The organism is Halobacteriovorax sp. GB3 (assembly GCF_028649655.1).
Taxonomy (GTDB): domain Bacteria; phylum Bdellovibrionota; class Bacteriovoracia; order Bacteriovoracales; family Bacteriovoracaceae; genus BSW11-IV.
The window spans coordinates 642293-664437 of record NZ_JAQSLN010000003.1; the positions used below are offsets into that span (position 1 = coordinate 642293).

Consider the following 22145-nt stretch of genomic DNA (forward strand, 5'->3'; position numbering starts at 1 on the left):
AAGACTTATGCGCGAGAAATCATGCATAAGGAAATGAATCTCACTCTTAAAAGAGATCGCTTTTTGTGGAAAAATCACTTAATCCCCATTTCATTTGTCGTCTTTGAAGATGAAAAAAAACTAGGATATTTCAACTCCCATCTCTATCAAGTGGCCTTTAACAAAACACTCATGTTCAACGCGAAGGATAGTGTTTTAAAAGATATCATCCGCCATGAACTGGCCCACTTTATATGCCACTTAATCTATAAAAATACGGCCGATGCCCATGGAGTCGAATATCGAAAGATATGCCAATCTTATGGTTGGGGTGAAGAGGTTTATCGCGCCTATATGAGTATCTCTCTTGCCAATGATAAAAAGGAGGGAGATTTAAAAGGTGAAAGAATTCTTCAAAGAATTCAAAAACTCATGAATCTTGCAAGTTCTGATAATGAAAATGAATCAGCTCTAGCTACAATGAAGGCCAACGAGCTTCTGTTAAAATACAACCTTCAATCAATTGCCTCCTATGAAGAGGATGACAATCAAGAAGCTTATCTAGAACGAGTCCTTAGCGGGAAAAGAAAAAATGCCAAGGCCCAGGCAATCTATGAAATTCTAACAACTTTCTTTGTCCAACCAGTTTTCAATCATGGACAAGGTCAATTCTATCTCGAAGTGATTGGTCAAAAGGTAAATGTCGAGATCGCTTCCTATGTGGCAGGCTTTCTCGATACGGAATTAGAAAGATTATGGGAGAGGGCCAAAAGAGAGAACTCCAATCTTAAAGGACAGGCCTCAAAGAATACATTTATGAAATCTGTGGCCAAGGGCTACGTTTCAAAAATTAATGAACAGAAAAGTCATTCAGGTGATTCTAGGGCCTTAATTGTTCTTGAGAAGGACCTCAAGGATAAAACGGCCATGGTTCATGGGAAAATGGGATTCAGCTACTCAAAAGGCTCAAAATATTGTCCTGACAGTGCCAAGATTGGCAATAAAATGGGTAAATCGCTTTCATTTAAGAAAGGACTGCAACAAAGTGCCAACTCGCTTAAAAAGCTCTTAAGCTACTAGATAAGTAATTACAATCATTTACTCCATTACTTTTTAACCAATTTTAACTTTATTGCTTTTAGTCCAAAGCCGATAATAAAATATGAACATTCTTTAACATATTCGAAGGACGGCACATGTCAAAAAAGAGGACCATTCAAGACTTTATCGACTCTTGTAGCCTCGTATTTAAAACATACGAATACGAAGTTACAGTCTCTAAGAGTAGAACAAACCTCTGGCATTTCAGTGCGAAAAGAGATGATAAGAAATATGTGATCTACTGTGCTCCTCAATATGCAAAGACAAAAGGAATCATCAAAGTCGCTTTAAAGAAAATCCCAAGAGACGCTAGACTAGTTGTTGTCTGTCTTAAAACAGGTGCTACTGAAAAGATGGAAGCAGAAGACTTAGGCTATAGTCTCATAGAGCATAGAAGATTAGAAAAATATGGAATTGAAATGATTGAAGCAAAAGAGAGACAAGCGCTCCTTATGCAAGTCGTTTAACACTGCTTTTTCTTAGGCCCAAAAATCCATTTATGCTGTTGACCAATGACACGAAACATTCCACCGAATGCTTCATTCCATTTTAAAACTTCAATAAATCGAGCTTCAGGAAACTCTTCCTCAGTATTATAACTAGGCGTTAAACACCATGGAAACGTCATATGATCGACTTGAGAGAGAACTTCATTATAAGCTAGAACCGTCTGATCGAAGTCTTCTCTTGTTTCTATGACTGACTTAATTTGAAATTTATTTTGATATTGATTAGCGAGCTTTACAATCAAAGCAGGGTTTGTGCGAACACCAGTCGAAGGTGTTTTATAGTCAAAACTGATATAATCAACAAGTTCAAAGATCTCTGGTACAACTCGTGTTCCGGCCGCTTCAATATTTACAAAGTAACCTTGATCTTTAAGTTTCTTTGTTAACTCTAAAACGTAAGGAACATGCTTAGGATGAAGAGGGTCTCCACCAGTGATTGAAACACGTTTGATCTTTCCTTGAAACGTCTCTTGATAAACAGAAAGCATAATCTCTTCAAGATCCATCAACTCACCGTCAAAGTCCCATGTATCTTTGGAGTCACAATTAAGACAACCAATAGCACAACCTTGAAAACGAACGAAAACTTGTGGTGATCCAATAAGGACCCCTTCCCCTTCCGTTGCTCGATAAATTGAATTGATAAGATAATCTTTCATATTTTTGTCCATTAAATAACTAGCCTTTGTATAACACAAATTAAAAATCTGTGGTACATATTGAGTAACCTTTTTACAAAAACTTGCCAGATTTTAGACACTCTAGACTACTGAAAAGAGGCTAAATTCAAAGATCAGGACAAATTCACCATGCAAGCAAAACAAAATGGCCTAAATAGACTCTGGAATCACAATAAGCACCTTCGCCAAAAAATAACGAAGGCCTGCCTCTACTCAATACTCAATAAGATTTTCGACCTTGCCCCACCTCTTCTCATCGGTCTATCCGTTGATATTGTCGTGAAAAAAGAGAGTTCTTTTTTAACGAGATTTATCCCTGTTGAAACAGTTATGGAACAACTTTTTGTTGTCGCTTTTTTAACGTTGATCATCTGGGGACTTGAATCTTTTTTTGAATACTTATTAAAAATTATGTGGAGAAATCTTGCCCAAACAATACAGCATGAACTTCGCATTGAGGCCTTTTCTCATGTACAGCACCTAGAAATGGCCTATTTTGAAGATAAGAGTACGGGGAATTTAATTTCTATCTTAAATGACGATGTTAACCAATTAGAGCGCTTTTTAAATATAGGAGCAAACTCTCTACTACAGGTCATGACCACAGTGATCATCATTGGTTGTATCTTCTTTAGTATCTCGCCTCTTGTTGCGGCCTTTTCCTTTCTTCCCATCCCACTTATTCTTTGGGGTTCTTTTTATTTTCAAAAGAAAATTCAACCGCTTTACAAAGACGTGCGAAACGAAGTTGGTCTCTTAAGCAGTATCCTTACCAATAACCTAGGTGGAATGAGTACAGTTAAAAGTTTTGTAAGAGAAAAATTTGAAATTGAAAGACTTGAAAAACAGTCAATTGATTATGCAAAAGCTAATTCAAAGGCCATTAAAGTATCTTCTAGTTACTCTCCTTTAATTAGAATGGTTATTCTTTGTGGTTTTATCGCAACGACACTTCTTGGAGGATGGCTTACTGAAAAGGGAACATTAGAAGTAGGCTCCTACTCTATTCTTATTTTCATGACACAAAGACTTCTTTGGCCTCTAACTGGACTCGCTGAAACTTTTGATCTCTATCAAAGGTCCATGGCCTCTATTGATCGCATATTTCAATTAATTGATACGCCTATTCAAATAACTGGTGGAGAAAATAACCACACTAAAAACCTGAGTGAAACGGGAATTAGTATTAAAGATTTAACTTTTTCTTATAATGATTCAGGAGCTATCTTAAAGAATCTCAATATTGAGATCGCCCCTGGTGAAACGGTTGCCTTTGTTGGTGCAACAGGTTCAGGAAAAAGTACGCTTGTTAAGCTACTTCTACGTTTCTACGATCCTCAAGTTGGTTCAATTAAAATCAATAATGACGATATTAAGAATCTCTCCCTATCCGAGTTGAGATCTCTTTTTAGTTATGTTGGACAAGATACTTATCTTTTTCACGGAACTGTTCTCGAAAATATTCGCTATGGAAATCCCAAAGCAACGGATGAAGAAGTTCTTGTCGCCTCTAAACTTGCAGAGGCCCATGACTTCATTTCCAAGCTTCCACAGGGGCTTAACACCGTTGTTGGAGAGCGCGGACAGAAACTCTCAGGCGGTCAAAGACAAAGAATCTCTTTAGCGCGAGCGATCTTAAAAGAAGCTCCTATTTTTATTTTTGATGAGGCCACAAGTGCAGTCGACAACGAAACAGAAGCGGCCATTCAACGCTCGCTCGATAGAATTACAAAAGAGCGAACAACAATAATGATTGCCCACAGACTTTCTACAGTCGTCGGTGCAGATCGAATTTTTGTTCTTAAAGATGGGCAAATTATTGAGGCCGGTAACCACCATGAACTCCTTGCTAACCGCCTATCCTACTTTGAACTTTGGAATGTTCAAACCGGTGCTCTCCATGAGGCACTAAGCTAGAGGTTCACATGGCCAAAAGAAAAGAGATAAAATTAAACGAGATCGACCTAGAGGCCCTAAAGAGAAATGCCTCTTCAATACCAGGCCTTATTGATTATGCTCATGAAAAAGGTGGCGCAGTAGCAACACCAAATAATGAAGATCAAATAAAATCGCGCGCTCGCATGGCCATGATGGAGCAAACCCAACGCAAGCTCGATCAAATTTATGAACAAATGAAGCCGCTTATTGATCAAATGAACGAAATCAAAAAAAGACGCCACATTTCAAATATTGTCTACGACGCTGAAATTCGCTTTAAGCCAGTCATAGGAACGACTTACTATCTCTACGAGAAAAAAAGTGAAGGGGCCATTCTCTCTATGGTTTCACCCAAGGAATGGGGTAAGAGTACTCCCTTTAAAGAATTTCTTGGGGCGGTAAAACTTCTTGCCGACCACACTTTTGAACTTGCTGAATAAATGCTAAAATGAGTTCATGAAAATTAACGAACTCTATCAATCAATAATCAATGATCTTAAAAATGGTAAGCGTCCTCTTGTAAAACTCAATGAGCAAGTACTTGATGACATTTACGAGTCCTACTCGCAGTGCTTATCACAAAGTGATCGAGAACTTCTTATGAAAGTTCTGTGTATCTTAGATAACACTCAAACAACAACACGACGCTTTGAAGAGTTCATTTTAAAAAGCTTTGAAACATTCACTGATAGCGAGGCCATCATTTTTCTACTTGGAACTTTTCAAAAGCAAGTGGCCGAAGCGAGATTCAAAGATGGCCATAGGTTAGAAATGTCTCACCTCCAGCTACTAGAGCGCCTTCTCGAGCACGATGATCCAGAAGTCGTCGAATGGACTCTCAGAATTATTGAATCCATTGGCTCTCAGGGCCTTTTTTTTAAAAAGAAGATCTTTGCCATGAAACCAAACTTCTTTGAAAGGTTTAATAAACACAGAAAGGCCATCTTTCAAATTATTGAGATGCTAGAAAAGAGATGGGGTCACTAAGTGAAAGATAAGGACTTTGAAAACCAAATGATGTACGAGCGTCTCATGCGCGCAAAGAGTGCAACAGGACAAGCTCACTTTAAACAAAGCCCCGATGAAGTTGTCCAAGTAAATATTCGACCAGATAAGAGTATCTCACCTGCTAAATTTAAGGCCGACCCTCTTGTTCCAGGTGGCTATCTTGCCCACCCAACAACCATTCGCGCTGTAAGAGTTGACATCTTTGTTGGTGGCCAAGAGGTTTTTGAAGACTTGGAATACAATATTCAGTGTGAAGGCTGTAAGCGTCAAATTGACGTTCAATTCTGGAAATTCTGCCCTTACTGCGAAGCAAAATTCCCATCACCACTCCCTCCTCCGATACAAATGTAAGAAATGTAATTCATTGTAAGAATTATATCTTTTACGGAATGTTTATCGGCCAGTAATTTATCAATTAAAATTATCCAATGGATTAGCTTGGGTTAATGCAAGGAATTTCATTTAGGGACGAATGAAAGCGGTAAGCCTTAGTCATTGGAAAAAATATACTTACACACACAGACAACAACTAACAGGAGTAGGACTCATGACCAGAGAAAACGAGTATCTGAGTGATGAACAAATCAAAAGCCTTAAGGACAAGCTTCTTGGGGACAAAGAAAGAATTCTCAACAACATCAGTGAAAAAGACACTTATCATCTCGACAAAAACGAATTGTCAGACCCTGTAGACGAAGCGAGCATCAACGTGCAAACAGCACATGAAATTCGTTTCAAAAACAGAGAAAATTTCTATTTAAAGAAAATCAACAAAACTCTTACGAAAGTTGAAAACGGTACTTATGGTCTTTGCGAAGACTGTGATGCTGAGATTGCCTATGAAAGACTCATAGCAAGACCAACTGCAGAGCTTTGTATTTCATGTAAAGAAGAGTCTGAACTTAACGAGAAGAGTAACTTCTTCTTGAAAAGATCAAAGTCCCTTGGAAAGACTCTTTCAGAAATCGGTAAAAGATAAAAAGAAAGGCCCATTTAATTGGGCCTTTTTTTATTCGTCAGATTCTTGTTTGTTTCTTTGGCGATGCCTCTTTCCACCACCACTAGATTTTCGCATCTCTTTCATTTGCGACTTATGACTCTTTCGACAGGCTTTCATCGCCGACTTGTCTTTAGCTCCTTGAATACAACTTTTTAACTCACTTAACATTTTTATATGCTTATCCAAACGAGACATGGCCTTTTCTTTTTTTTGATCAAAAGTCATTTTCTCTTCTTTTGCTGCGACACTAAAAGCAAGCGCACTCATGAGACATGAAGCAAATAATACTTTCTTAAGATGCATAACCCTCCTTAAAATACTTGAGTTGTGAGATTTTCAAGTAAGTGAAATTCCCCGACGGGATGATTAATGATAACGCGTTCAATATACTTCACTCCGTAGATACGACCTATCTCCTCAATGTCAAAACTCTCATTTACTCTTATGACTTTATAGAGAGTCTTTGTAAGGGCAATCAGCTTAAAGTCATGCTGATATTTTTTTTCTAAATGCTTAAGCACTTCTTCTCTTTTTTGCTCATCACTTGTTAGACCAAGAAGGAATTCGTTTTTCAAATAACCATCACAGGCACCAAGTTCATTCTTTTTTAAATAACCAACTTCATGACTTTCAATTCCACTTTCATCAAAATTTGTCCAAACACAAACTCTCCCTTGAGTCGATTCTAAATTCATCACGAGTCTTGCTCCAAAACTTCCACAGTGAACAAAGAATTGATTATTCCCACTTGGGCCTATGAGATGGTCTTTCGCTGAAATGTCGCCAATGAGTTGACCGAGCATGGGATTTGATAAATTTGTAGAAATTGAATTATTGAAAGATGCAATTTTAATGGAATCTTCTAGCTCTTGAACCCAGCAAGAACCGCCGGCCACACTTTTTACCTCTAGAGCGAATGCTTGAAATGTAAAAAGCGAGATAGCAATGATTAGCTTCTTCATAAGTGCCCCTTTGAAATACCCTAGTATTCCTATCGGTCACTCTTTATCCGAGCTTTACAGTCTAGTTAAAATAAAAAGGCCTTCCAGGGACGGAAGGCCAAAACACAATACGAGATATGGAATTCTGATTACTTACAAGCTGGTACAGTGAATTCTACAGAGTAAAGATATTTTTTAACATCTCTTTCTCTTCCACGCTTAACTTCATAGTAATCAACTGTAGAAGTCATTGGGTATGTTTTGTAAACAGTTTCCCATGATTTACAGTTTTCTTTTCCATAATCAACACAAACTCTCTGAGTATAATCTACAGAAGTTGTAAGATATTTTTTTACAGTTGGGATATAAACATCATTGTTTTTCTTACGAATGATTTTGTACTGTTGAACTTTAAAGTTAGTTCTTAGATCACCATCAGCGTTTAAACAAGTGTCTGTGATTTTAACGATTGAACCAGGGAAAAGAACTGTGTTCGCTGAAGTTTCAACGAATGCCATTGCTTGAGTTCCAAGTACAAGAAGTGCTACTGCCATAATTTTTTTCATCATAAATCTCCTGTTGATTTCGATTGTTGTTGTAAAAAGTGATGAGGCATTTATGCATTCAAGAAAAAGGACTTTCAAAAAAAATGAGAAATTTGCTCATTTAAAGAGACATTGTCCTAAGTGTTCACAAATTCTGTGGACAAATTTCAAATTTGTCCGTCGTTTTTAAGTGGCCCAAATGATAAAGTATTAAAATGAACGAAAAAGAGCTGATAAAAGACGTTGTTTATCGATTTTACGAAAAGGCCACGGCTGATTTCCTTATAGGGCATCACTTTAGAAAGATTCAAGAATTTCAAGGTGAAAATATCCTAAAACCACCAATGGAGGCCTTCGCTTCTCACCTTCCAATCATTGAGCGCTTTTGGAGAATGCAACTTCTAGGTGAAAAACTTCAGGAAAATGAAAGGCCTTTTAATCTTATAAAGAAGCATGAGTACTTAAAGATACGCCAAGGCGAGCTCGGTCGCTGGGTTGTTTTATTTAAAGAAACGCTAAGTGAACTAGAAAAAGAACAAAGAGAATCTAGTGAATTGATAAAAGAGTGGGAAAAGAGAATAGATCTATTTGAATCTATTTTTAAAAAGTCCCCTATTCTTTTAGGAAATCATCTTTAGTGGGCCTCTGTGCTTTGAAGGCATCTGTTACAAAGTGCTCCAGTACTGGCTCTCCAGCAACATCATCGAAAAGCCAATTTCTCACATAATATTGTCCGACTTTAAAAGCGGCCTTCTTAGCATTCTCTTGGGTATCAAACATGATGACGGACATTTCAACTTTTCTGACTTTATAGCGAAATACAAAATCCTGAATGCAGCCTTCTGAGTACTCAAGACAATTGGGTCTATTTAAATCATTTAAACGTACCTGTGAAATTTCGGAATCATACTTTACGGCAATGTCGTAGAGCTCTAGCGGCGTATAGGTGGGAGAATCTTCAGAACAACTGATACAGGTATTTAAAATAAAAAAGGCCATGATTAATTTTCTCATGGCCTTATTTTATCAAAGTCTTATTTTCTTTTGTAGCGTGGGCCTTTTTTAACCCTCTTAACCTTTTGATCGACAAATCTTAGGTCTTTTTTCTTTCTCATCTTTTTCTTAGGCGGTGCCTTAGGAGCCGTTGTTGTCTTTTTCTGTGGCTTCTTTTGGGGACCTTTATTTTCCTTCAGAGCACTTAATTTAAGAGCAGTTTGATTCCTAATCGATTCGTTAATTCTCTTAATCAGAGCAAAGTCTTTTGAAGTGATAAAGTTATAAACAAGCCCTTTTGCAGCGGCACGTCCAACACGACCAGCTCTGTGGATGTAGTAAACAGCTTCAAAAGGAAGGTCATAGTTAAGAACCCAGCAAAGCTTCTTAATATCAAGACCGCGAGCAACGATATCTGTTGCAATCAGTACTCCACCTGTTTTTCTAAATTCTTTAATACTATCTTCTCTTTCTTTAAGCGACATATCACCATGGATTAGAGAGAGATTCATTTTTGGAAGTTTACTAACAAGTGTTCCATGAAGGGCCTCGGCCTGCTCTTTTCTATTTAAGAAAATAATCCCACTACCCTTGGCTTCTTTTTGTAAGAACATTTCTGTCATGGCCACTTTTTCATTAAAGGCCAAATGAATATTGAACGTCTCATGACTTTGTTTTATTGAGTGAGCATCTGAGAGTTCAACATCGTAGAAGTCGACTTTTCTAAATGTCGCTTCAACAAATTCATCAAAGTTAGCAGGTCTTGTGGCACTGATTAGTCCAACGAGTGTGTCCGACCATTCAAAGTGAGAATAAATCTCATTAATATCTCTTGTAAAACCCATATCAAGTAATTGATCGGCCTCATCGAGGATGAGATACTTACAATCTTTTGCTGAAATTTCACCCTTAGCAAGGGCCTGTCTAATCTTTCCAGGACCACCAACGAGAATATCGACGAATTCATCTTTCATATTCGATGTTCTTTTGGACTTATCCATCCCAACCATTGTTCTGATTCGTAATTTAGCGTGATGAGAAATCTCTTTTAAAACGCCTTGAACCTGAAACGTTAGCTCTTTTGTTGGAAGTAAAATAATGGCACGAGGTGATGCCTTTTTTTGCTCTAAACCCTTCTCTGTAAGCTTGAGTCGCTCAACAACTGGCAAAGCATAAGAGAGAGTTTTCCCCGTTCCCGTTTGTGCGAGAACGCAAACAGATTTATTCTCGCCAATAAGCGGAATAACTTTCTGTTGAACCTCTGTTGGAGTTTTAAAACCATATTCTTTCAAATAGGCCTTTAGTTCTTCGATTTTTAGAAGATCTGAAAAGCTTTTCATATACATTTCCTTACTGATAAGTCTTTAAATTCAAAGGGAGGAGTATCAAGAATTTAGGCATTTATCAATGATTAAAATGCACTGCAAAAGAATTACTTGTCCTAAACACCTGAAATAGGCAAAAAAAAGGGACCAACGAGGTCCCTTCCACAATATTTATTTTATTTAAAAGAAAAAGCGTACGTTCACCGAGTGCATAGTACTTGTCTTTACATCATCAACAGTTGAACTGATTGGTTGTTTAAGAGAGTACTGGAATTGCATGAACCAAAGCTTTAACTGCGGAGACAATGTAATGTGCTCATTATCTAGGATCGTTCTAAAAGTAATACCTAAGCGATCTCCCCATACGTGGGCACCAAGATCAGTACCGGCATAAAGGCCATCAGCAAATCCATAGCCAGATCTCTTGTGAACTCCTAAAAAAGGCATAAGAGAGAGACCTTTCCAAGAAAAGCGCGCATCGGCGTGTAGTCTAATTAGTGGGTCGAGTTCATAAGTAAGTTCACCGGCCTTATCAACATTATCAGAGAGTCTTGCAATCTCAATTTCTTCAATAGCAAGATAGGCGCGGTATGTTTCTAAAAATGACTTTCCAACCATTAAGTCAGTTGCAAGGAAGACCTGTGAGTTTAGTTCATCTTGTCCACCTAGAACATCGTCACCGTTAACGATCGTCTTAGCATCAAGTCTTCTAAAAAAGTCTGTTCTATGAAGTCCGTAAAGATTCCAATGACCAAACCACTCATTTTTGAAAACATTAAAAAGAAGTCCGGCCTTTACATCTAGTTTAGTGAAGACGGCTAAGTTTGGAACACTTGAAGTTCCAGAACCTGGAACTTGGTCTCCGTCAAACTCTGCAGCGATACGAGAGTCAACACCTAGATCGAGAAGAAGGTCTTCAACATCTGTATAAGTACCGTTTTTCAACTTCGTAAATTGAGTATCATCCATGGCGAGGATTTTTTCTTCAATTTCAGGTGAAAGGTCGAAGAGATCAACAAGTAGTTGACGAGAAAGCTCATCAGAGCGAATTCCGATATTAGCACCAAATTGAGCACCAAATCTGAAATCAGGAACAATCTTTGCTCCAAAAGCATGGAACGTAAAAAGTGGAATTCCAAATTGTGCATTCAAACGAAGTGATTGCTCTGTTTTGTCATATTTTTCTAGAACGCGATTGGCCTCATTAAGCTGAGCATTCGTATCGCCCGCATCCCCTACTGAGTCAACATCATCAACGAGATCAAGAAGGTTTTTATTAGCATAGGCACTAATGTCAAAGAGAAAGTCATGACCATAAGGACGTAGCATTTCTTCCGTTTTAAACTTGTCTTCTAATAATTTGTAGCGATCAACTACATCATAAGAGAGTGTTTGTGTTGACAACAAAAGGGCCCCACCGAGAGCGAGGTTCTTCCAATTTCTCATAAAATCTCCAAAAAATTTGTTTTCTAACTTACCGTTTCATTATCCGGCTAAAAAATCGTTAGTGCTAGGCGGAAAAATTCTCTTAAGAGCGTAAGATTACTTGTAAAAGAGGGGCTTTTTTGGAAAAATTAAAGAGTAGATCACTCAAGGAAGAAGGTCATTAATTCATGAATAGCGAACATTACGTTCTAGAAATACGTCTGCCTGGTCAAGCACCAGTTCGATATGAAATCGAAAAGAAAATCGCTCTTGGAAGTGATGCCCGTTGCAAAATTCATTTAAGAGATTTTGCACTCTCTCCAATTCACTGTCTCTTTCTCAATAAGCAAGGAGTCCTTACCATCCAGTGTGGAAGTGACAACCCTACAATCTATCTTGAAAAAACCGCCCTTGAAAAGGGTAAGAAATATGCACTCGATAGCGGTGATAAAATTAAGATTGATAAGATTGATATTATTGTGCGAATCGAAGAGGAAGAAGAGCTACCAGATAGCACACTTGTTCGTAACCTCTTTCCAGAAGAACTACAACAACTAAAAGAAGAATCTATTGATCGGCCAATCGTTGATGATGAGCACGATCAATTGGAAGAGCAATCAGAAAGTTCAAGTGCTTTTACTGATGAGAATGAATTTGATGAAACGGATGAACTTCCTAGAAATCTAAGTGAGGAAGATGAAGAAGATGAAATTCCTGTTAAAGCTCAAAGAACTGGCCCAACAAAGGCCACAAGCACGGGAGCAAATCTTCTAAAAAAAGCTGAAAAAGAAGTTGAAGATCGCCTAAGTGAGCCATCGATTCAACACGATTCAATCGATGATCAAGATGATGATGAGGACTACTCAAGCTCTACTTCATTTTTTGAATCGGTTACTTCAATCATTCACAAAGCTTTAAAGAAAGATCCTAAATCTAAGAAGAAAAAGAAGTCCGAAGAACCTGCAAAACCACTTGGTCTAAAAAATAGCAAGATTCCTTCTAAGGCCCGTCTCAAAAATATGAAGACCAGAGATGTGCCTAAGTTAGAAAAGAGCAATAAAAAACCAAAAGTAGCTGAAGAAGTATTAGAAAATGCCGAAGTAACAAATGAACTTGATATCGTAGGTTTTATTCCTAGACTTCTTTCAATTTTAGCAAACTTCTCGCTTACACACTTGATGATTGGTGAGCTCGGTTTAAAGATTGATCAATCGACAATGAAAGAGCTCGTTAAAACCTCTCGCGGAGCACTTTCATCTCTAGGTTTTGAAGACCTTCTCCCGCAAGTTTTCTACAACACCTTATCAACAAAAGTTCTAAGTGAAGGTGTTTTACAATTTATCATCATATACTTCGCCTTAGAGCTTCTTTGGTCCCTACTCTTTGGAATTAGTCTTCCTTTAACTTTCTTTGGTGCAAAGACAAATGGCAGTGGTGTTTCAAAAAGAATTAAAGCATTCTTTAGAACATTCCTAGGCATGTTTACTTTCTTCTTTGTCATATTTGACTTACCAGCGATAATTAAAAAGAAGACGGTTAAAGAACTTGTCTCAGTAGCGCCAATATCTTTTAGTAACCTTCTCTTTAAATATCTTGGTTTTGTACCAGCAATTCTTGTTATCTTTCTACCACTAGAAATTCCATTTCTTTTAAACAATGGAATGAATTCTAAACCAGCAAAAATAAGAAACTTCAAAATGGTGCCTAGGAGTGAATTGCCAAACCGCCTCGAGATCCTCGATCTCACAAGTGCTTTTGAACTCGATCAATACGAAGTCTTCCCTCGTGTCGGTAGAAGTCTTCAAACGACAGCTGGACTTGATTTTTACCGTAAAAATTCATTAAAAAGAGCCGGTATTAAAAAGAAGAACTCACTTGCCGTACTCAATACGATAAATAACTTTAAAGACGGAAACTTCTTTTTCTCTTTAACAAGCCCTAATCTTTCTGAGGCCATAGACCAGAATAGCTCATCGAAAGTTAGCGATCGTGAAATAGAAGAGATTATTTATAGTGCTTTTAATATTTCGATCGATTCACTAATTGATGTCATTCTTTCACAAGGTCCAGAACTCAAAAGGCTTTATGAATTAAAGAGCTCTATCCTTCAACTGATTGGTGTTTTCTCTGATTATGAATTAGAAGTCTTTCAAGCAAAGGGCTTCAAAGTCTTTTCTTTTTATATTAAGCAGGAGTCACAGTACTCAGTTTTCTTTGTTAGAAATAATAAAATTGAAAACTACACTCTCGACTACAGTATCAATCCTGAGCATGCACTCTTGTTAGCAGAGCATCTCTTTGCCAATGCAGAACTCTATGCCAATAAAGCGCTTAAAACAGTTCAGATAACACCATTTAAACTCTCTCATCTTGTCTCTCTTTATAAAGAGAAGCAAGAGGAGCCAACGAGTGAAGAACTTCAACTTTTTGTTGAGTTTTATAAGGATAAAATGAAGTCCATTGAGTTTGCTAAAGAGCCTACTCGCAAACAAAAAATAGTTAAAGGGCATCTCAAAGAACTCATCTCTCTTTTTCAAGAGCTCTTTTCCGAGGGAGAAGTCATTAACTCTCCAGAATTTCAAGAACTCCAGGGACTTTTGGCCCTAGAGTAACTAAGCCTTTATCTAAGAGTATTTCCTACAAAAGTTGTGGCGAGCAAAGACATTGCATGTTAATGTCTCGCCACAACTTATTGAAATGGATAGAAAATGACCAAGATTCAAGACCAAGTAAAAGAACACTTTCGCTTTGAACTCGTTCACGTAGACAAGAACAGTGGTGCCAGAGCGGGGATTATTCACACTCCACATGGATCAATTCCTACACCTGTCTTTATGCCAGTTGGAACCCATGGGGCCATGAAAGCTCTTCAACCAAAAGAGCTCGAAGAAATGGATACGAAAATTATCCTTTCTAACACTTACCACCTTCACTTATCTCCAGGATCTAGCCTTATTAAAAAGGCCGGTGGACTTCATAAGTGGATGAGTTGGCCAAGACCAATTCTGACAGACTCAGGTGGATTTCAAGTATTCTCACTACAAAAGAAAAGCATCAAAGAAGAAGGTGCTGAATTCAGAGACCAGGCCGGTAAGAAAGTACTCCTTTCACCAGAAACGAGTATTGAAATTCAACAAAATCTCGGCTCTGATATTATGATGGCATTTGATGAGTGCATTCCATTTCCTGCTACAAAAGAGTACACGAAGACTTCGATTGATCGAACTCACAGATGGCTTGACCGCTGTATTGAAGCTTGGACAAATCCTAAGCAAGCGCTTTTTGGAATTATTCAGGGTTCGACGTATGATGAATACCGTAAAGAGTGTGTCAAAGAACTTATTGACCGCGACTTACCTGGGTATGCCATTGGTGGTGTTTCTGTCGGTGAAGGCCCTGAGCTCATGGAAAAGATTGTCTCTTTCACTGCACCTCTTATGCCTGAGGATAAGCCACGATACGTTATGGGTGTAGGGAATCCAGAAGACCTTCTCATGATTTGGGAAAATGGAATTGATATGAGTGACTGTATCATTCCAACGAAATTTGCTCGTGGTGGTACGCTCTTTACAAATAGAGGTAAAATTAGAATTCGTCACAAGAACTATCGTCGTGACTTCTTTCCAGTAGAACCAAATTGCAGCTGCTATACTTGCCAAAACTTTACGAGAAGTTATGTTAAGCACCTTTTCGACTCTAACGAGATCTTGGGAGCAACACTTACGACAACTCACAATATCGCCTTCTACAAAGGGCTAGCTGAAAAAGCGCGTGAAGCAATTTTAGAAGATAGATTTTTAGAATTTAAAAAAGAATTTCTAGAAGGATATCTCAAAGAAAATAACAAAGAAAAGTAAGAATAAAAAAAGGCCCCAAAATAGGGGCCTTTGTTTTTCTAGAAATCAAGTGGAAGAGAAACAGAAAGAAGAATTTCACTCATTCCAATCTCAGAATCTCCGCTAAGAGCAGTCGTTGTCCCTGCTGCTTTATCAAAAAATTCATCGTACGTCATATTACGGTATTCAAGGTTTAGAGAAACAAATGGAAGTCCTGTGAAACCAATTCCAAGTCCATAACCACTACCATTGAATTCATCTCCATTAACAGCTCCGCTATCACCTTCAAGCTTATTGCTCATCCAGTAAGTAACCCATGCTCTTAAGAGAATTGGAAGCTCATAACCAGCAAATAGTCCAAAAGAGCTTTGCGTATAATCATTTTTAGAAGTCCCAGAACTATCTTTTTGCTCTAACTCATAGGCTCCTAGTCCTCTTGAATAATCAAGACCACCCATGAAACCTAGAAATTGGTAACCAAGGCGTCCACCAATAACTGATCCATTGTAATCATATTCAGTTTTAGATGAATTAGAATCTTCACCAGAAACTAAACGGTAACCTAGATAAGGCTCAACTAGAACACCAGCTTGCGCGTTAACCATCAACGTCGCACAAAGAACAAGTAATAACTTTTTCATATATCCTCCATGAATATTAATTCTCTCTTCTAAGCTTTATTTTACCTTGAGAGTAAATCTTAGATAATAGGGGCCAATTTTGCTCTCTTTTATTCTAACACACTGAAATTACAAAACAACTCGTTTGCCAAATCAGTGATCATTTTCTATAAAGCTCTCAGTAAAAAGGAGAACTCATGAAATTACTATCTTTGTTAGCACTCTTAACATTTTCTACATATTCAAAGGCCATCACTTTCGAAGTAATTGGACCCTGTGAAGAGACTCCAATTTACACAGGCGAGATGGAGATCAACGATCTAAAAAAATCGATTGGACAAATAAGCGTTGAACTTTTCCAAAAATACAACGTCCCTTTTATAGGAAACGATGTGGGGATGAATTCTATTCTAAACACACCCACAGGTCTTGATGCGATGGAAATTCTTAGTGATGAAACAATGAGATCTCATGGTTGGTGCTATAGTGTTGATGGAGAAATCCCAGAAGTACTCGCAAATGAAGTGTGGCCAAACACGAAGAAAACTCACATTAAATGGTTCTTTGGCTACTCATACTATGATCGCGGAGAATGGTATGGATACTGCGAACTTACAAATAAATTAAAACCAAAACAATTTTGCAAATAAAAAAGGCCAGAATTAATCTGGCCTTTTTTTTATCGACAAAACTTCGCTACAGTTTTCTTTAGACGCGTTAACTCTTTTTCTTTTTCTAAGTAAGGGACAAAATTCCCATATTGAGCGTGAGTAAAGTACGTATCACCGTAATTATAAGTATATCTGATCGGAGAATTGTAGAAATTACTATCAATGATATAGAGATCGTAACCATAGGCCCTCTTTTTCATATCAACAACTAACCAAGAGTGAGCATCAATTCCTTTAATCTGAAGTTTTTGATAAGCAATATTTTTTCCACCGACAACATAAGAATAAAGCTCTTCCATCATACTTTGAAGCTTCTCTTCCTTAACCTCACTTTTACCACTAAGTCCAACGACCCATTGCTGAGCAATCAAACCATCAAATAATTGCCACTTTTCAAGTTGCTTTTGAATCAAGTCTTCATACTCTCTTGAAAACTCACGAAAGTCTCTAAAACCAGGAATCATAACAACTGATTTTCCTTTCCTAATTTTTTTGATTATTTTCTTGGCCTGTCTATCTGATGGCCTTGGTAGATCAGAGCGATAGTAAGTCAAATAAAGAGCATTTCTAACAAAACGAGAGTGCCACCAGCATACCCCAGCATTGCCGATTCCTCCGCGATTTATAAAAGACATATTCGCTTTTCTTGTTTGAGCTAAACTTTTAATGTAATTACTTGATTTTCTATCTGAGCAAAAGGCCCTTTTATTTGTTGAAGTAGTACTTGCGTGCGAGTTAGAACTCAAAGATAAAAGAATGATAGCACTGAACAGATAAGCAGCTTTCAACATATTCCCCCCTCAAAGAATAAATATTTATTAATAAATAAAAATTTATTCATGAATAGAAAATCGACTTGTAATTTCTATCTGAAGTGACGCTGTGTAACTTACCGTTTGTACGTGTCTGTAAGAAAATGTTTGTTTAGTTTTTAAACAGACTCTGTGTTTTCTTCAAACAGACTGAACAAAACAAAAAAATCTTACAAAATAAACAAAACTCGAAGAAATGAGGATAATTATGAAAGTGAAAGCACTCTTGGCCGGCCTTCTATTGGCCCAATCAATCACAGGTTTTTCCGCTGATTTAGACTTTAAATTTGGCTCTAAAGAGCATTTACAAGAGCTAGAAAAGCAAAGGCAAATCAAAGAACAACGTGAATGGATGTTTAATCCAATGTCTTCATTTGTCTCAAAAGAAAAATGGGAAGAAATTAACGACAATATCCAACAAGAGAACGAACAAAAAAGAAAGTTCTCACAAGGTCGAGTCATCACTATTGATACTCGCGATCAAAAGGCCTGTCGTGCCATTCAAGAAGAATTAGAAAATAAAGGACAAGCTCTCGCTCAAACTCAGAGCATGTGTGATCTCGATAAAGAGAACCCTTATAGTTCAGTTATTATAGTTGATGGTGAGCAACGTCGTCCGATTGAATTTGGCGATATGAATCCTAAAACAAAAACGATGTTAAGACAGACAAGAAACTTCTCTGTCCTCGGTGCGGGGATGATTGGCTTTCTCTACCTCCTCCCAGAAAGTGTTACGAATTGGGATAAAGATGAGATGAATAATCTTGGCAATAAGTATAAAGAAAATATCAAAGAAGGACCAGTTCAAGACAAAGACCACTGGGCGATTAACTATATTGGTCACTCATACTCAGGTGCGATTTACTATGTTGTCGCAAGACACGCAGGATTAAATCAAATGCAATCATTTGGTTATAGTGTTCTTATGTCTACTTTCTTTTGGGAATATGGACTTGAGGCCTTTGCTGAAGTTCCGTCTATTCAAGACCTTTTGATTACACCTATTCTTGGTTCTCTTCTTGGTGAAGCCTTCATCAAATGGGAAGAGAAGATTAAAGATAATAAAGGCGAACTTCTAGGATCAAAAAAGCTAGGCTCTGTAGCTCTTGGACTTATGGACCCTGCAGGTGCCCTTTTAGATAGTGTTAATGGACTATTTGAAGCGGAAATTTTTAAAGAGGCCAACACGCATTGGTTCTATAACCCTGGCCAGCAGTTTTATGATGGGCAAAATAATCATTCCGAACCAGTTATCGGAGTTAGATTCGAATTAAAATTCTAAAAAAATAAAAGGCCCATTAAATGGGCCTTTTTTATTTGTACTCGCTTAAACATTCTGGATTTGAGACAGCTTCAATATTCGTGAGCTCTTTACCATTAATCAGTCGACTAACAGCTAATTCCATTTTTTTACCACTTCTTGTATAGGGAATTCCTTTCACAGGAAGAACAACCTTAGGCATGTGCCTTGGTGTCGTATTTTTTCTTATCAGCGTCTTAATCTCACCGATACGCTCATCTGTTAAGCTCTCTCCATCAATCATTTTAACGAAGAGATACACATCAACATCACCGTCAATCTGCTTACCAACACAAATAGAATCTTCTAAGTAAGAAAGCGTTTCAGTTTGTCTGTAAATCTCGGCAGTACCAATTCGAACACCACCAGGATTTAACGTTGCATCACTACGCCCATGAACAATAACAGTCCCTCTATTAGTTAAGGTAATAAAGTCACCATGGTGCCAAGTATCTTTGAAAGCGTTGAAGTAAGCATCTCTAATTCGCTCTCCCTTATCATCTCCTAAGAAGTAGAGAGGACGACTTGGGAAAGTTTGACGACAAACAAGCTCCCCTTCTTTTTCAATAAGGGCCTTTCCATTTGAATCAAAGCAGGCCACATCCATTCCAAGACCTAAACATTGCAGCTCTCCTCGATAAACGGGAAGAATAGGACAACCAAGCATGAAACAACCAATGATATCAGTTCCCCCACTAATACTTGCAACTAAGATGTCACTTTTAATTTTAGAATAAATGAAATCGTATTGATCACTAAGAAGTGGCGCACCTGTAGAAAGGATCGATTCGAGGGAATCAAATGTTGAAATCTCCTCACCGCTATCTTCAAGGGCCCTTAGGAACTTAGGAGAGGTTCCAAAAATATGAATTTCCTCTCTATTAATAATATCTAAAAAACCACTAAGACTTGGTATTGCCGGAGATCCCTCATAAAGAGTCGTTGTCGCTCCGAAATAGAGAGAGCTGACAAGCCAATTCCACATCATCCAACCACAAGTGGTAAAGAACATAATATTTTTATTTTCATTGAGATCACTATGAAGTCCCAACTCTTTTACGTGCTGTAGAAGAACACCACCAGTGCTATGAACGATACACTTTGGTTTTCCCGTTGTTCCACTTGAGTACATAATATAAAGTGGAGAATCAAAGCTGACATCAACGAACTTTAACTCCTTTTCTGTTTCAGCCAAAAAGTCTTCAAACATAATGGCATTTTCAATACCTGAAATATCGACTTCGCCGCCAGTAAAATTTACGAGAATAATTTTTTCAATGAAAGGAAGTTCACTTTGAATTCTTTTTATCTTATCAAGGCAATCGAAATACTTACCATTATATTCATAACCACAAGCAGCTACGAGAACTTTCGGCCTTGACTGGCCAAAACGATCCACAACACCTTCGACACCAAAATCAGAAGAAGTCGATGTGAATGTTCCACCTAAAGAAGTGGCCGCAAGCATAGAAATGACCGTTTCACTAATATTTGGCATGTAGCAGGCCAACACATCACCTTTATTAAAGAAAGGATCAAGCGCTTGTTGAAATCGAGAGACCTTCGATCGAAGTTCTTTGTAACTTGTTTTAACAGACTTTCCCGATTCATAAACGGCATTAAGAGCGATCTTTTCATCACGCCCCTTTTTAAGTAAGTTCTTTGCAAAATTGAGACTTGCTCCAGGAAACCAACTGTAGCTCTCAAAATTATCCTCACCTAAGACTGAACCTTTTTCAAAGTTCATATCAATATCAAAGTACTCAATCAACTCCGTCCAAAAAGATTCTTTGTGCTCGACAGACCATGTATGCAAATCTTTATAATCAAGAGTATCAACAAAACCTTTCTCTTTCATACGTTTTGCAAATTGGTACATTTGAGTTTTCTCGATCCTACTTTGACTAGGACTCCACAGGAGTTTTTCTTCCATGGTTTCTCCAAAAAAGAAGGCCCATCTCAAGGAGAAGGGCCAATCAATATTTTATTTATTAAAGGTATTTTTTAAGTTCAGTTTCGCTAGAGTCTTGAACTTTTGCGTGCAGAGAACCACCGTGAGAATCCATTGTCACAACAACAGGAAAGTCTTCTACCGTTAGTTCCCAAATGGCCTCAGGAGAACCGAGGTCTTCCCAATAAACATTATCAACAGACTTAATTTTTTCAGCGAGAACCTGAGCAGCTCCACCGATTGCATGAAAATATACCGCCCCATAGTCTTTACAACCTTGAAGAGTTTTTGGTCCCATGCCACCTTTTCCAATGACACCAACAATTCCGTAATCTCTCATGACTTCCCATTGATAAGGCTCTTCACGAATTGAAGTTGTTGGACCAGCGGCCTTTACTTCAAAACCACCTTCTTTATCACCGATCACAACTGGACCACAGTGATAAATAATTTGATTTGATAGATCGACTGGAGGCTTAACACCTTCATGAAGTCTCTTATGAACAGCATCTCTACCTGTAAAGAGTTTACCTGAAATGAGAACCATATCTCCAACACGTAGGTCGAGAATCTCTTCTTTTTTAAATGGAAATTGTAATTTCTTCATCTTCAATCCTTAGTATAACCAGTTGCTAATTTTGTTTTGCTTATTAAGAGTTACACCTTGTCTACGGAAGGCCCAACACATATAAGAAACTGAAACAAAGAATGAAGCCGGAAGACGGTTAAGTGTACCGATCTTACATCCAAGAAGAGTAGTTTTTCCACCAAATCCCATTGGACCAATTCCAAGTTTATTTGCTGTTTCTACAATATCTTCTTCAAGTTTCTTTAGCTCCTCTACTGGGTTTTGATCATCAAGTTTTCTAAGAAGTTGTTCTTTAGAAAATACATAGCCCGCACCACGGTCTCCACCAATAGTGACACCAAGAACACCTGGACCACATCCCTTTCCTTGTGCTTTTACAATGCAATCTAAAATGGCCTTTCTAACACCATCTAAATCACGACCAGCACCTAAATCAGTGTTAGGAAGAGAATATTGAGCACCAACATTTTCACATCCACCACCTTTTAACATGAGTTTAACTTCAACAGTATTTTTACTGTGCTCGTGAAAGTGGATATCAGGATGACCTGGACCAATATTCATTGTTTCGTTCTTCCCAGTTAGTGAGTCAACTGAGTTTTGACGGAGGTATCCAACTTCAGTGGCCTTAACAACGGCTTTATGGACAACCTTAGTGAATGCAGTTTGATTAAATCCTACAGGATGACTTACGTAGAAAAGAATTGTCCCAGTATCCTGACAAAGAGGTTGAGATTTTTTCTTAGCAAGTTCTATGTTTGCTTTGATAATATTCATTGCATATTCAGCTGTTGTATTTTTTTCTTCTCTATCAAGAGCTTCAAGAACTACTTTTTGAACATCGCTTGGAATCTCTGCAGAAGTTGAACGAATGAGTTCTAAGAGAGAATCAAAAAGGTTTTTACTATCATTTGATTTAGCG

General features: G+C 37.8%; 22 protein-coding genes and 1 pseudogene. 12 read left to right on the forward strand and 11 right to left on the reverse strand.

Features of this window, described 5'->3' with window-relative positions; genetic code table 11:
* Positions 1-21 precede the first annotated feature (21 nt).
* Both HBN50_RS09340 and HBN50_RS09345 read left to right on the forward strand, forming a co-directional pair.
* Complete coding sequence (locus HBN50_RS09340; RefSeq protein ID WP_273869441.1) at positions 22-1059, forward strand: DUF2786 domain-containing protein; 1038 nt, start codon at positions 22-24, stop codon at positions 1057-1059.
* Between the two features lie 116 nt (positions 1060-1175).
* Complete coding sequence (locus HBN50_RS09345) at positions 1176-1547, forward strand: hypothetical protein (RefSeq protein ID WP_273869443.1); 372 nt, start codon at positions 1176-1178, stop codon at positions 1545-1547.
* Here the strand turns inward: HBN50_RS09345 and HBN50_RS09350 are convergent.
* Positions 1544-2248 (reverse strand): 7-carboxy-7-deazaguanine synthase QueE, encoded by a 705-nt coding sequence (locus HBN50_RS09350; RefSeq protein WP_273869445.1) that lies wholly within the window; start codon positions 2246-2248, stop codon positions 1544-1546. The two genes, HBN50_RS09345 and HBN50_RS09350, sit on opposite strands and share 4 nt — an antisense overlap.
* A 150-nt stretch (positions 2249-2398) precedes the next feature.
* On the opposite strand from HBN50_RS09350, the gene HBN50_RS09355 reads away from it, so the two are divergent.
* The 5 genes from HBN50_RS09355 to HBN50_RS09375 all read left to right on the forward strand — a co-directional run bounded on the left by HBN50_RS09355 (position 2399) and on the right by HBN50_RS09375 (position 6194).
* Complete coding sequence (locus HBN50_RS09355; RefSeq protein ID WP_273869446.1) at positions 2399-4186, forward strand: ABC transporter ATP-binding protein; 1788 nt, start codon at positions 2399-2401, stop codon at positions 4184-4186.
* Positions 4187-4194: 8 nt separating this feature from the next.
* Complete coding sequence (locus tag HBN50_RS09360) at positions 4195-4647, forward strand: DUF2452 domain-containing protein (protein WP_273869447.1); 453 nt, start codon at positions 4195-4197, stop codon at positions 4645-4647.
* A gap of 16 nt (positions 4648-4663) precedes the next feature.
* Positions 4664-5194 carry a hypothetical protein gene (locus tag HBN50_RS09365; protein ID WP_273869448.1) on the forward strand — a complete coding sequence of 177 codons (531 nt, stop codon included), beginning with the start codon at positions 4664-4666 and terminating at the stop codon, positions 5192-5194.
* Positions 5195-5566 (forward strand): hypothetical protein, encoded by a 372-nt coding sequence (locus HBN50_RS09370; protein WP_273869449.1) that lies wholly within the window; start codon positions 5195-5197, stop codon positions 5564-5566.
* A 196-nt stretch (positions 5567-5762) separates the two neighbouring features.
* Complete coding sequence (locus HBN50_RS09375) at positions 5763-6194, forward strand: TraR/DksA family transcriptional regulator (protein WP_273869450.1); 432 nt, start codon at positions 5763-5765, stop codon at positions 6192-6194.
* A gap of 30 nt (positions 6195-6224) precedes the next feature.
* On the opposite strand, the gene HBN50_RS09380 is transcribed toward HBN50_RS09375, so the two are convergent.
* From HBN50_RS09380 to HBN50_RS09390, 3 genes are all read right to left on the reverse strand, one after another.
* On the reverse strand, positions 6225-6518 hold the full coding sequence (locus tag HBN50_RS09380; protein ID WP_273869451.1) for a hypothetical protein: 294 nt from the start codon (positions 6516-6518) through the stop codon (positions 6225-6227).
* A gap of 8 nt (positions 6519-6526) precedes the next feature.
* Positions 6527-7177: a hypothetical protein gene (locus tag HBN50_RS09385; RefSeq protein WP_273869452.1), complete on the reverse strand. Its 651-nt coding sequence runs from the start codon at positions 7175-7177 to the stop codon at positions 6527-6529.
* A 128-nt stretch (positions 7178-7305) separates the two neighbouring features.
* Positions 7306-7725 carry a hypothetical protein gene (locus HBN50_RS09390; protein WP_273869453.1) on the reverse strand — a complete coding sequence of 140 codons (420 nt, stop codon included), beginning with the start codon at positions 7723-7725 and terminating at the stop codon, positions 7306-7308.
* Positions 7726-7916: 191 nt separating this feature from the next.
* Between HBN50_RS09390 and HBN50_RS09395 the strand changes: the two genes are divergently transcribed.
* A complete protein-coding gene (locus tag HBN50_RS09395; protein ID WP_273869454.1) occupies positions 7917-8339 on the forward strand; it encodes a hypothetical protein in 423 nt (140 codons plus the stop codon).
* Here HBN50_RS09395 and HBN50_RS09400 read toward each other — a convergent pair.
* From HBN50_RS09400 to HBN50_RS09410, 3 genes are all read right to left on the reverse strand, one after another.
* Positions 8314-8715: a hypothetical protein gene (locus HBN50_RS09400; RefSeq protein WP_273869457.1), complete on the reverse strand. Its 402-nt coding sequence runs from the start codon at positions 8713-8715 to the stop codon at positions 8314-8316. The two genes, HBN50_RS09395 and HBN50_RS09400, sit on opposite strands and share 26 nt — an antisense overlap.
* A 20-nt stretch (positions 8716-8735) precedes the next feature.
* Entirely contained in the window at positions 8736-10034 is a 1299-nt protein-coding gene (locus HBN50_RS09405; protein ID WP_273869458.1) for a DEAD/DEAH box helicase, read from the reverse strand.
* A gap of 165 nt (positions 10035-10199) precedes the next feature.
* On the reverse strand, positions 10200-11465 hold the full coding sequence (locus HBN50_RS09410) for a hypothetical protein (protein WP_273869461.1): 1266 nt from the start codon (positions 11463-11465) through the stop codon (positions 10200-10202).
* 167 nt (positions 11466-11632) lie between these two features.
* On the opposite strand from HBN50_RS09410, the gene HBN50_RS09415 reads away from it, so the two are divergent.
* Together HBN50_RS09415 and tgt are read left to right on the forward strand one after the other, a co-directional pair.
* A complete protein-coding gene (locus HBN50_RS09415; protein WP_273869463.1) occupies positions 11633-14056 on the forward strand; it encodes an FHA domain-containing protein in 2424 nt (807 codons plus the stop codon).
* Positions 14057-14152: 96 nt separating this feature from the next.
* Positions 14153-15301: a tRNA guanosine(34) transglycosylase Tgt gene (gene tgt / locus HBN50_RS09420; RefSeq protein ID WP_273869464.1), complete on the forward strand. Its 1149-nt coding sequence runs from the start codon at positions 14153-14155 to the stop codon at positions 15299-15301.
* A 38-nt stretch (positions 15302-15339) separates the two neighbouring features.
* Here the strand turns inward: tgt and HBN50_RS09425 are convergent, their stop codons facing one another.
* Positions 15340-15921, reverse strand: coding sequence for an outer membrane beta-barrel protein (locus HBN50_RS09425; RefSeq protein ID WP_273869465.1), 582 nt, complete (start codon positions 15919-15921; stop codon positions 15340-15342).
* Between the two features lie 176 nt (positions 15922-16097).
* Here HBN50_RS09425 and HBN50_RS09430 point away from each other — a divergent pair, with 176 nt between their 5' ends.
* Entirely contained in the window at positions 16098-16550 is a 453-nt protein-coding gene (locus HBN50_RS09430) for a hypothetical protein (protein ID WP_273869466.1), read from the forward strand.
* A 29-nt stretch (positions 16551-16579) separates the two neighbouring features.
* Here HBN50_RS09430 and HBN50_RS09435 read toward each other — a convergent pair whose 3' ends face one another.
* Positions 16580-17362 (reverse strand): hypothetical protein, encoded by a 783-nt coding sequence (locus HBN50_RS09435; protein WP_273869467.1) that lies wholly within the window; start codon positions 17360-17362, stop codon positions 16580-16582.
* A 229-nt stretch (positions 17363-17591) separates the two neighbouring features.
* Here HBN50_RS09435 and HBN50_RS09440 point away from each other — a divergent pair, with 229 nt between their 5' ends.
* Complete coding sequence (locus tag HBN50_RS09440) at positions 17592-18665, forward strand: DUF3943 domain-containing protein (protein WP_273869469.1); 1074 nt, start codon at positions 17592-17594, stop codon at positions 18663-18665.
* A 31-nt stretch (positions 18666-18696) separates the two neighbouring features.
* Here the strand turns inward: HBN50_RS09440 and HBN50_RS09445 are convergent, their stop codons facing one another.
* Both HBN50_RS09445 and HBN50_RS17620 read right to left on the reverse strand, forming a co-directional pair.
* Positions 18697-20616, reverse strand: a complete 1920-nt coding sequence (locus HBN50_RS09445; protein ID WP_273869471.1) for an acetoacetate--CoA ligase — start codon at positions 20614-20616, stop codon at positions 18697-18699.
* A gap of 58 nt (positions 20617-20674) precedes the next feature.
* A pseudogene (locus HBN50_RS17620) lies at positions 20675-22120 on the reverse strand (FumA C-terminus/TtdB family hydratase beta subunit); the annotation flags it as partial.
* Between the last annotated feature and the right edge of the window lie 25 nt (positions 22121-22145).

Excerpts from the sequence above, each read along its gene's own strand:
- HBN50_RS09340 (WP_273869441.1), top strand. The coding sequence starts at position 22 with ATGCATAAGGAAATGAATCTCACTCTTAAAAGAGATCGCTTTTTGTGG.
- HBN50_RS09345 (WP_273869443.1), top strand. The coding sequence starts at position 1,176 with ATGTCAAAAAAGAGGACCATTCAAGACTTTATCGACTCTTGTAGCCTC.
- HBN50_RS09350 (WP_273869445.1), bottom strand. The coding sequence starts at position 2,248 with ATGAAAGATTATCTTATCAATTCAATTTATCGAGCAACGGAAGGGGAA.
- HBN50_RS09355 (WP_273869446.1), top strand. The coding sequence starts at position 2,399 with ATGCAAGCAAAACAAAATGGCCTAAATAGACTCTGGAATCACAATAAG.
- HBN50_RS09360 (WP_273869447.1), top strand. The coding sequence starts at position 4,195 with ATGGCCAAAAGAAAAGAGATAAAATTAAACGAGATCGACCTAGAGGCC.
- HBN50_RS09365 (WP_273869448.1), top strand. The coding sequence starts at position 4,664 with ATGAAAATTAACGAACTCTATCAATCAATAATCAATGATCTTAAAAAT.
- HBN50_RS09375 (WP_273869450.1), top strand. The coding sequence starts at position 5,763 with ATGACCAGAGAAAACGAGTATCTGAGTGATGAACAAATCAAAAGCCTT.
- HBN50_RS09380 (WP_273869451.1), bottom strand. The coding sequence starts at position 6,518 with ATGCATCTTAAGAAAGTATTATTTGCTTCATGTCTCATGAGTGCGCTT.
- HBN50_RS09385 (WP_273869452.1), bottom strand. The coding sequence starts at position 7,177 with ATGAAGAAGCTAATCATTGCTATCTCGCTTTTTACATTTCAAGCATTC.
- HBN50_RS09390 (WP_273869453.1), bottom strand. The coding sequence starts at position 7,725 with ATGATGAAAAAAATTATGGCAGTAGCACTTCTTGTACTTGGAACTCAA.
- HBN50_RS09395 (WP_273869454.1), top strand. The coding sequence starts at position 7,917 with ATGAACGAAAAAGAGCTGATAAAAGACGTTGTTTATCGATTTTACGAA.
- HBN50_RS09400 (WP_273869457.1), bottom strand. The coding sequence starts at position 8,715 with ATGAGAAAATTAATCATGGCCTTTTTTATTTTAAATACCTGTATCAGT.
- HBN50_RS09405 (WP_273869458.1), bottom strand. The coding sequence starts at position 10,034 with ATGAAAAGCTTTTCAGATCTTCTAAAAATCGAAGAACTAAAGGCCTAT.
- HBN50_RS09410 (WP_273869461.1), bottom strand. The coding sequence starts at position 11,465 with ATGAGAAATTGGAAGAACCTCGCTCTCGGTGGGGCCCTTTTGTTGTCA.
- HBN50_RS09415 (WP_273869463.1), top strand. The coding sequence starts at position 11,633 with ATGAATAGCGAACATTACGTTCTAGAAATACGTCTGCCTGGTCAAGCA.
- tgt (WP_273869464.1), top strand. The coding sequence starts at position 14,153 with ATGACCAAGATTCAAGACCAAGTAAAAGAACACTTTCGCTTTGAACTC.
- HBN50_RS09425 (WP_273869465.1), bottom strand. The coding sequence starts at position 15,921 with ATGAAAAAGTTATTACTTGTTCTTTGTGCGACGTTGATGGTTAACGCG.
- HBN50_RS09430 (WP_273869466.1), top strand. The coding sequence starts at position 16,098 with ATGAAATTACTATCTTTGTTAGCACTCTTAACATTTTCTACATATTCA.
- HBN50_RS09435 (WP_273869467.1), bottom strand. The coding sequence starts at position 17,362 with ATGTTGAAAGCTGCTTATCTGTTCAGTGCTATCATTCTTTTATCTTTG.
- HBN50_RS09440 (WP_273869469.1), top strand. The coding sequence starts at position 17,592 with ATGAAAGTGAAAGCACTCTTGGCCGGCCTTCTATTGGCCCAATCAATC.
- HBN50_RS09445 (WP_273869471.1), bottom strand. The coding sequence starts at position 20,616 with ATGGAAGAAAAACTCCTGTGGAGTCCTAGTCAAAGTAGGATCGAGAAA.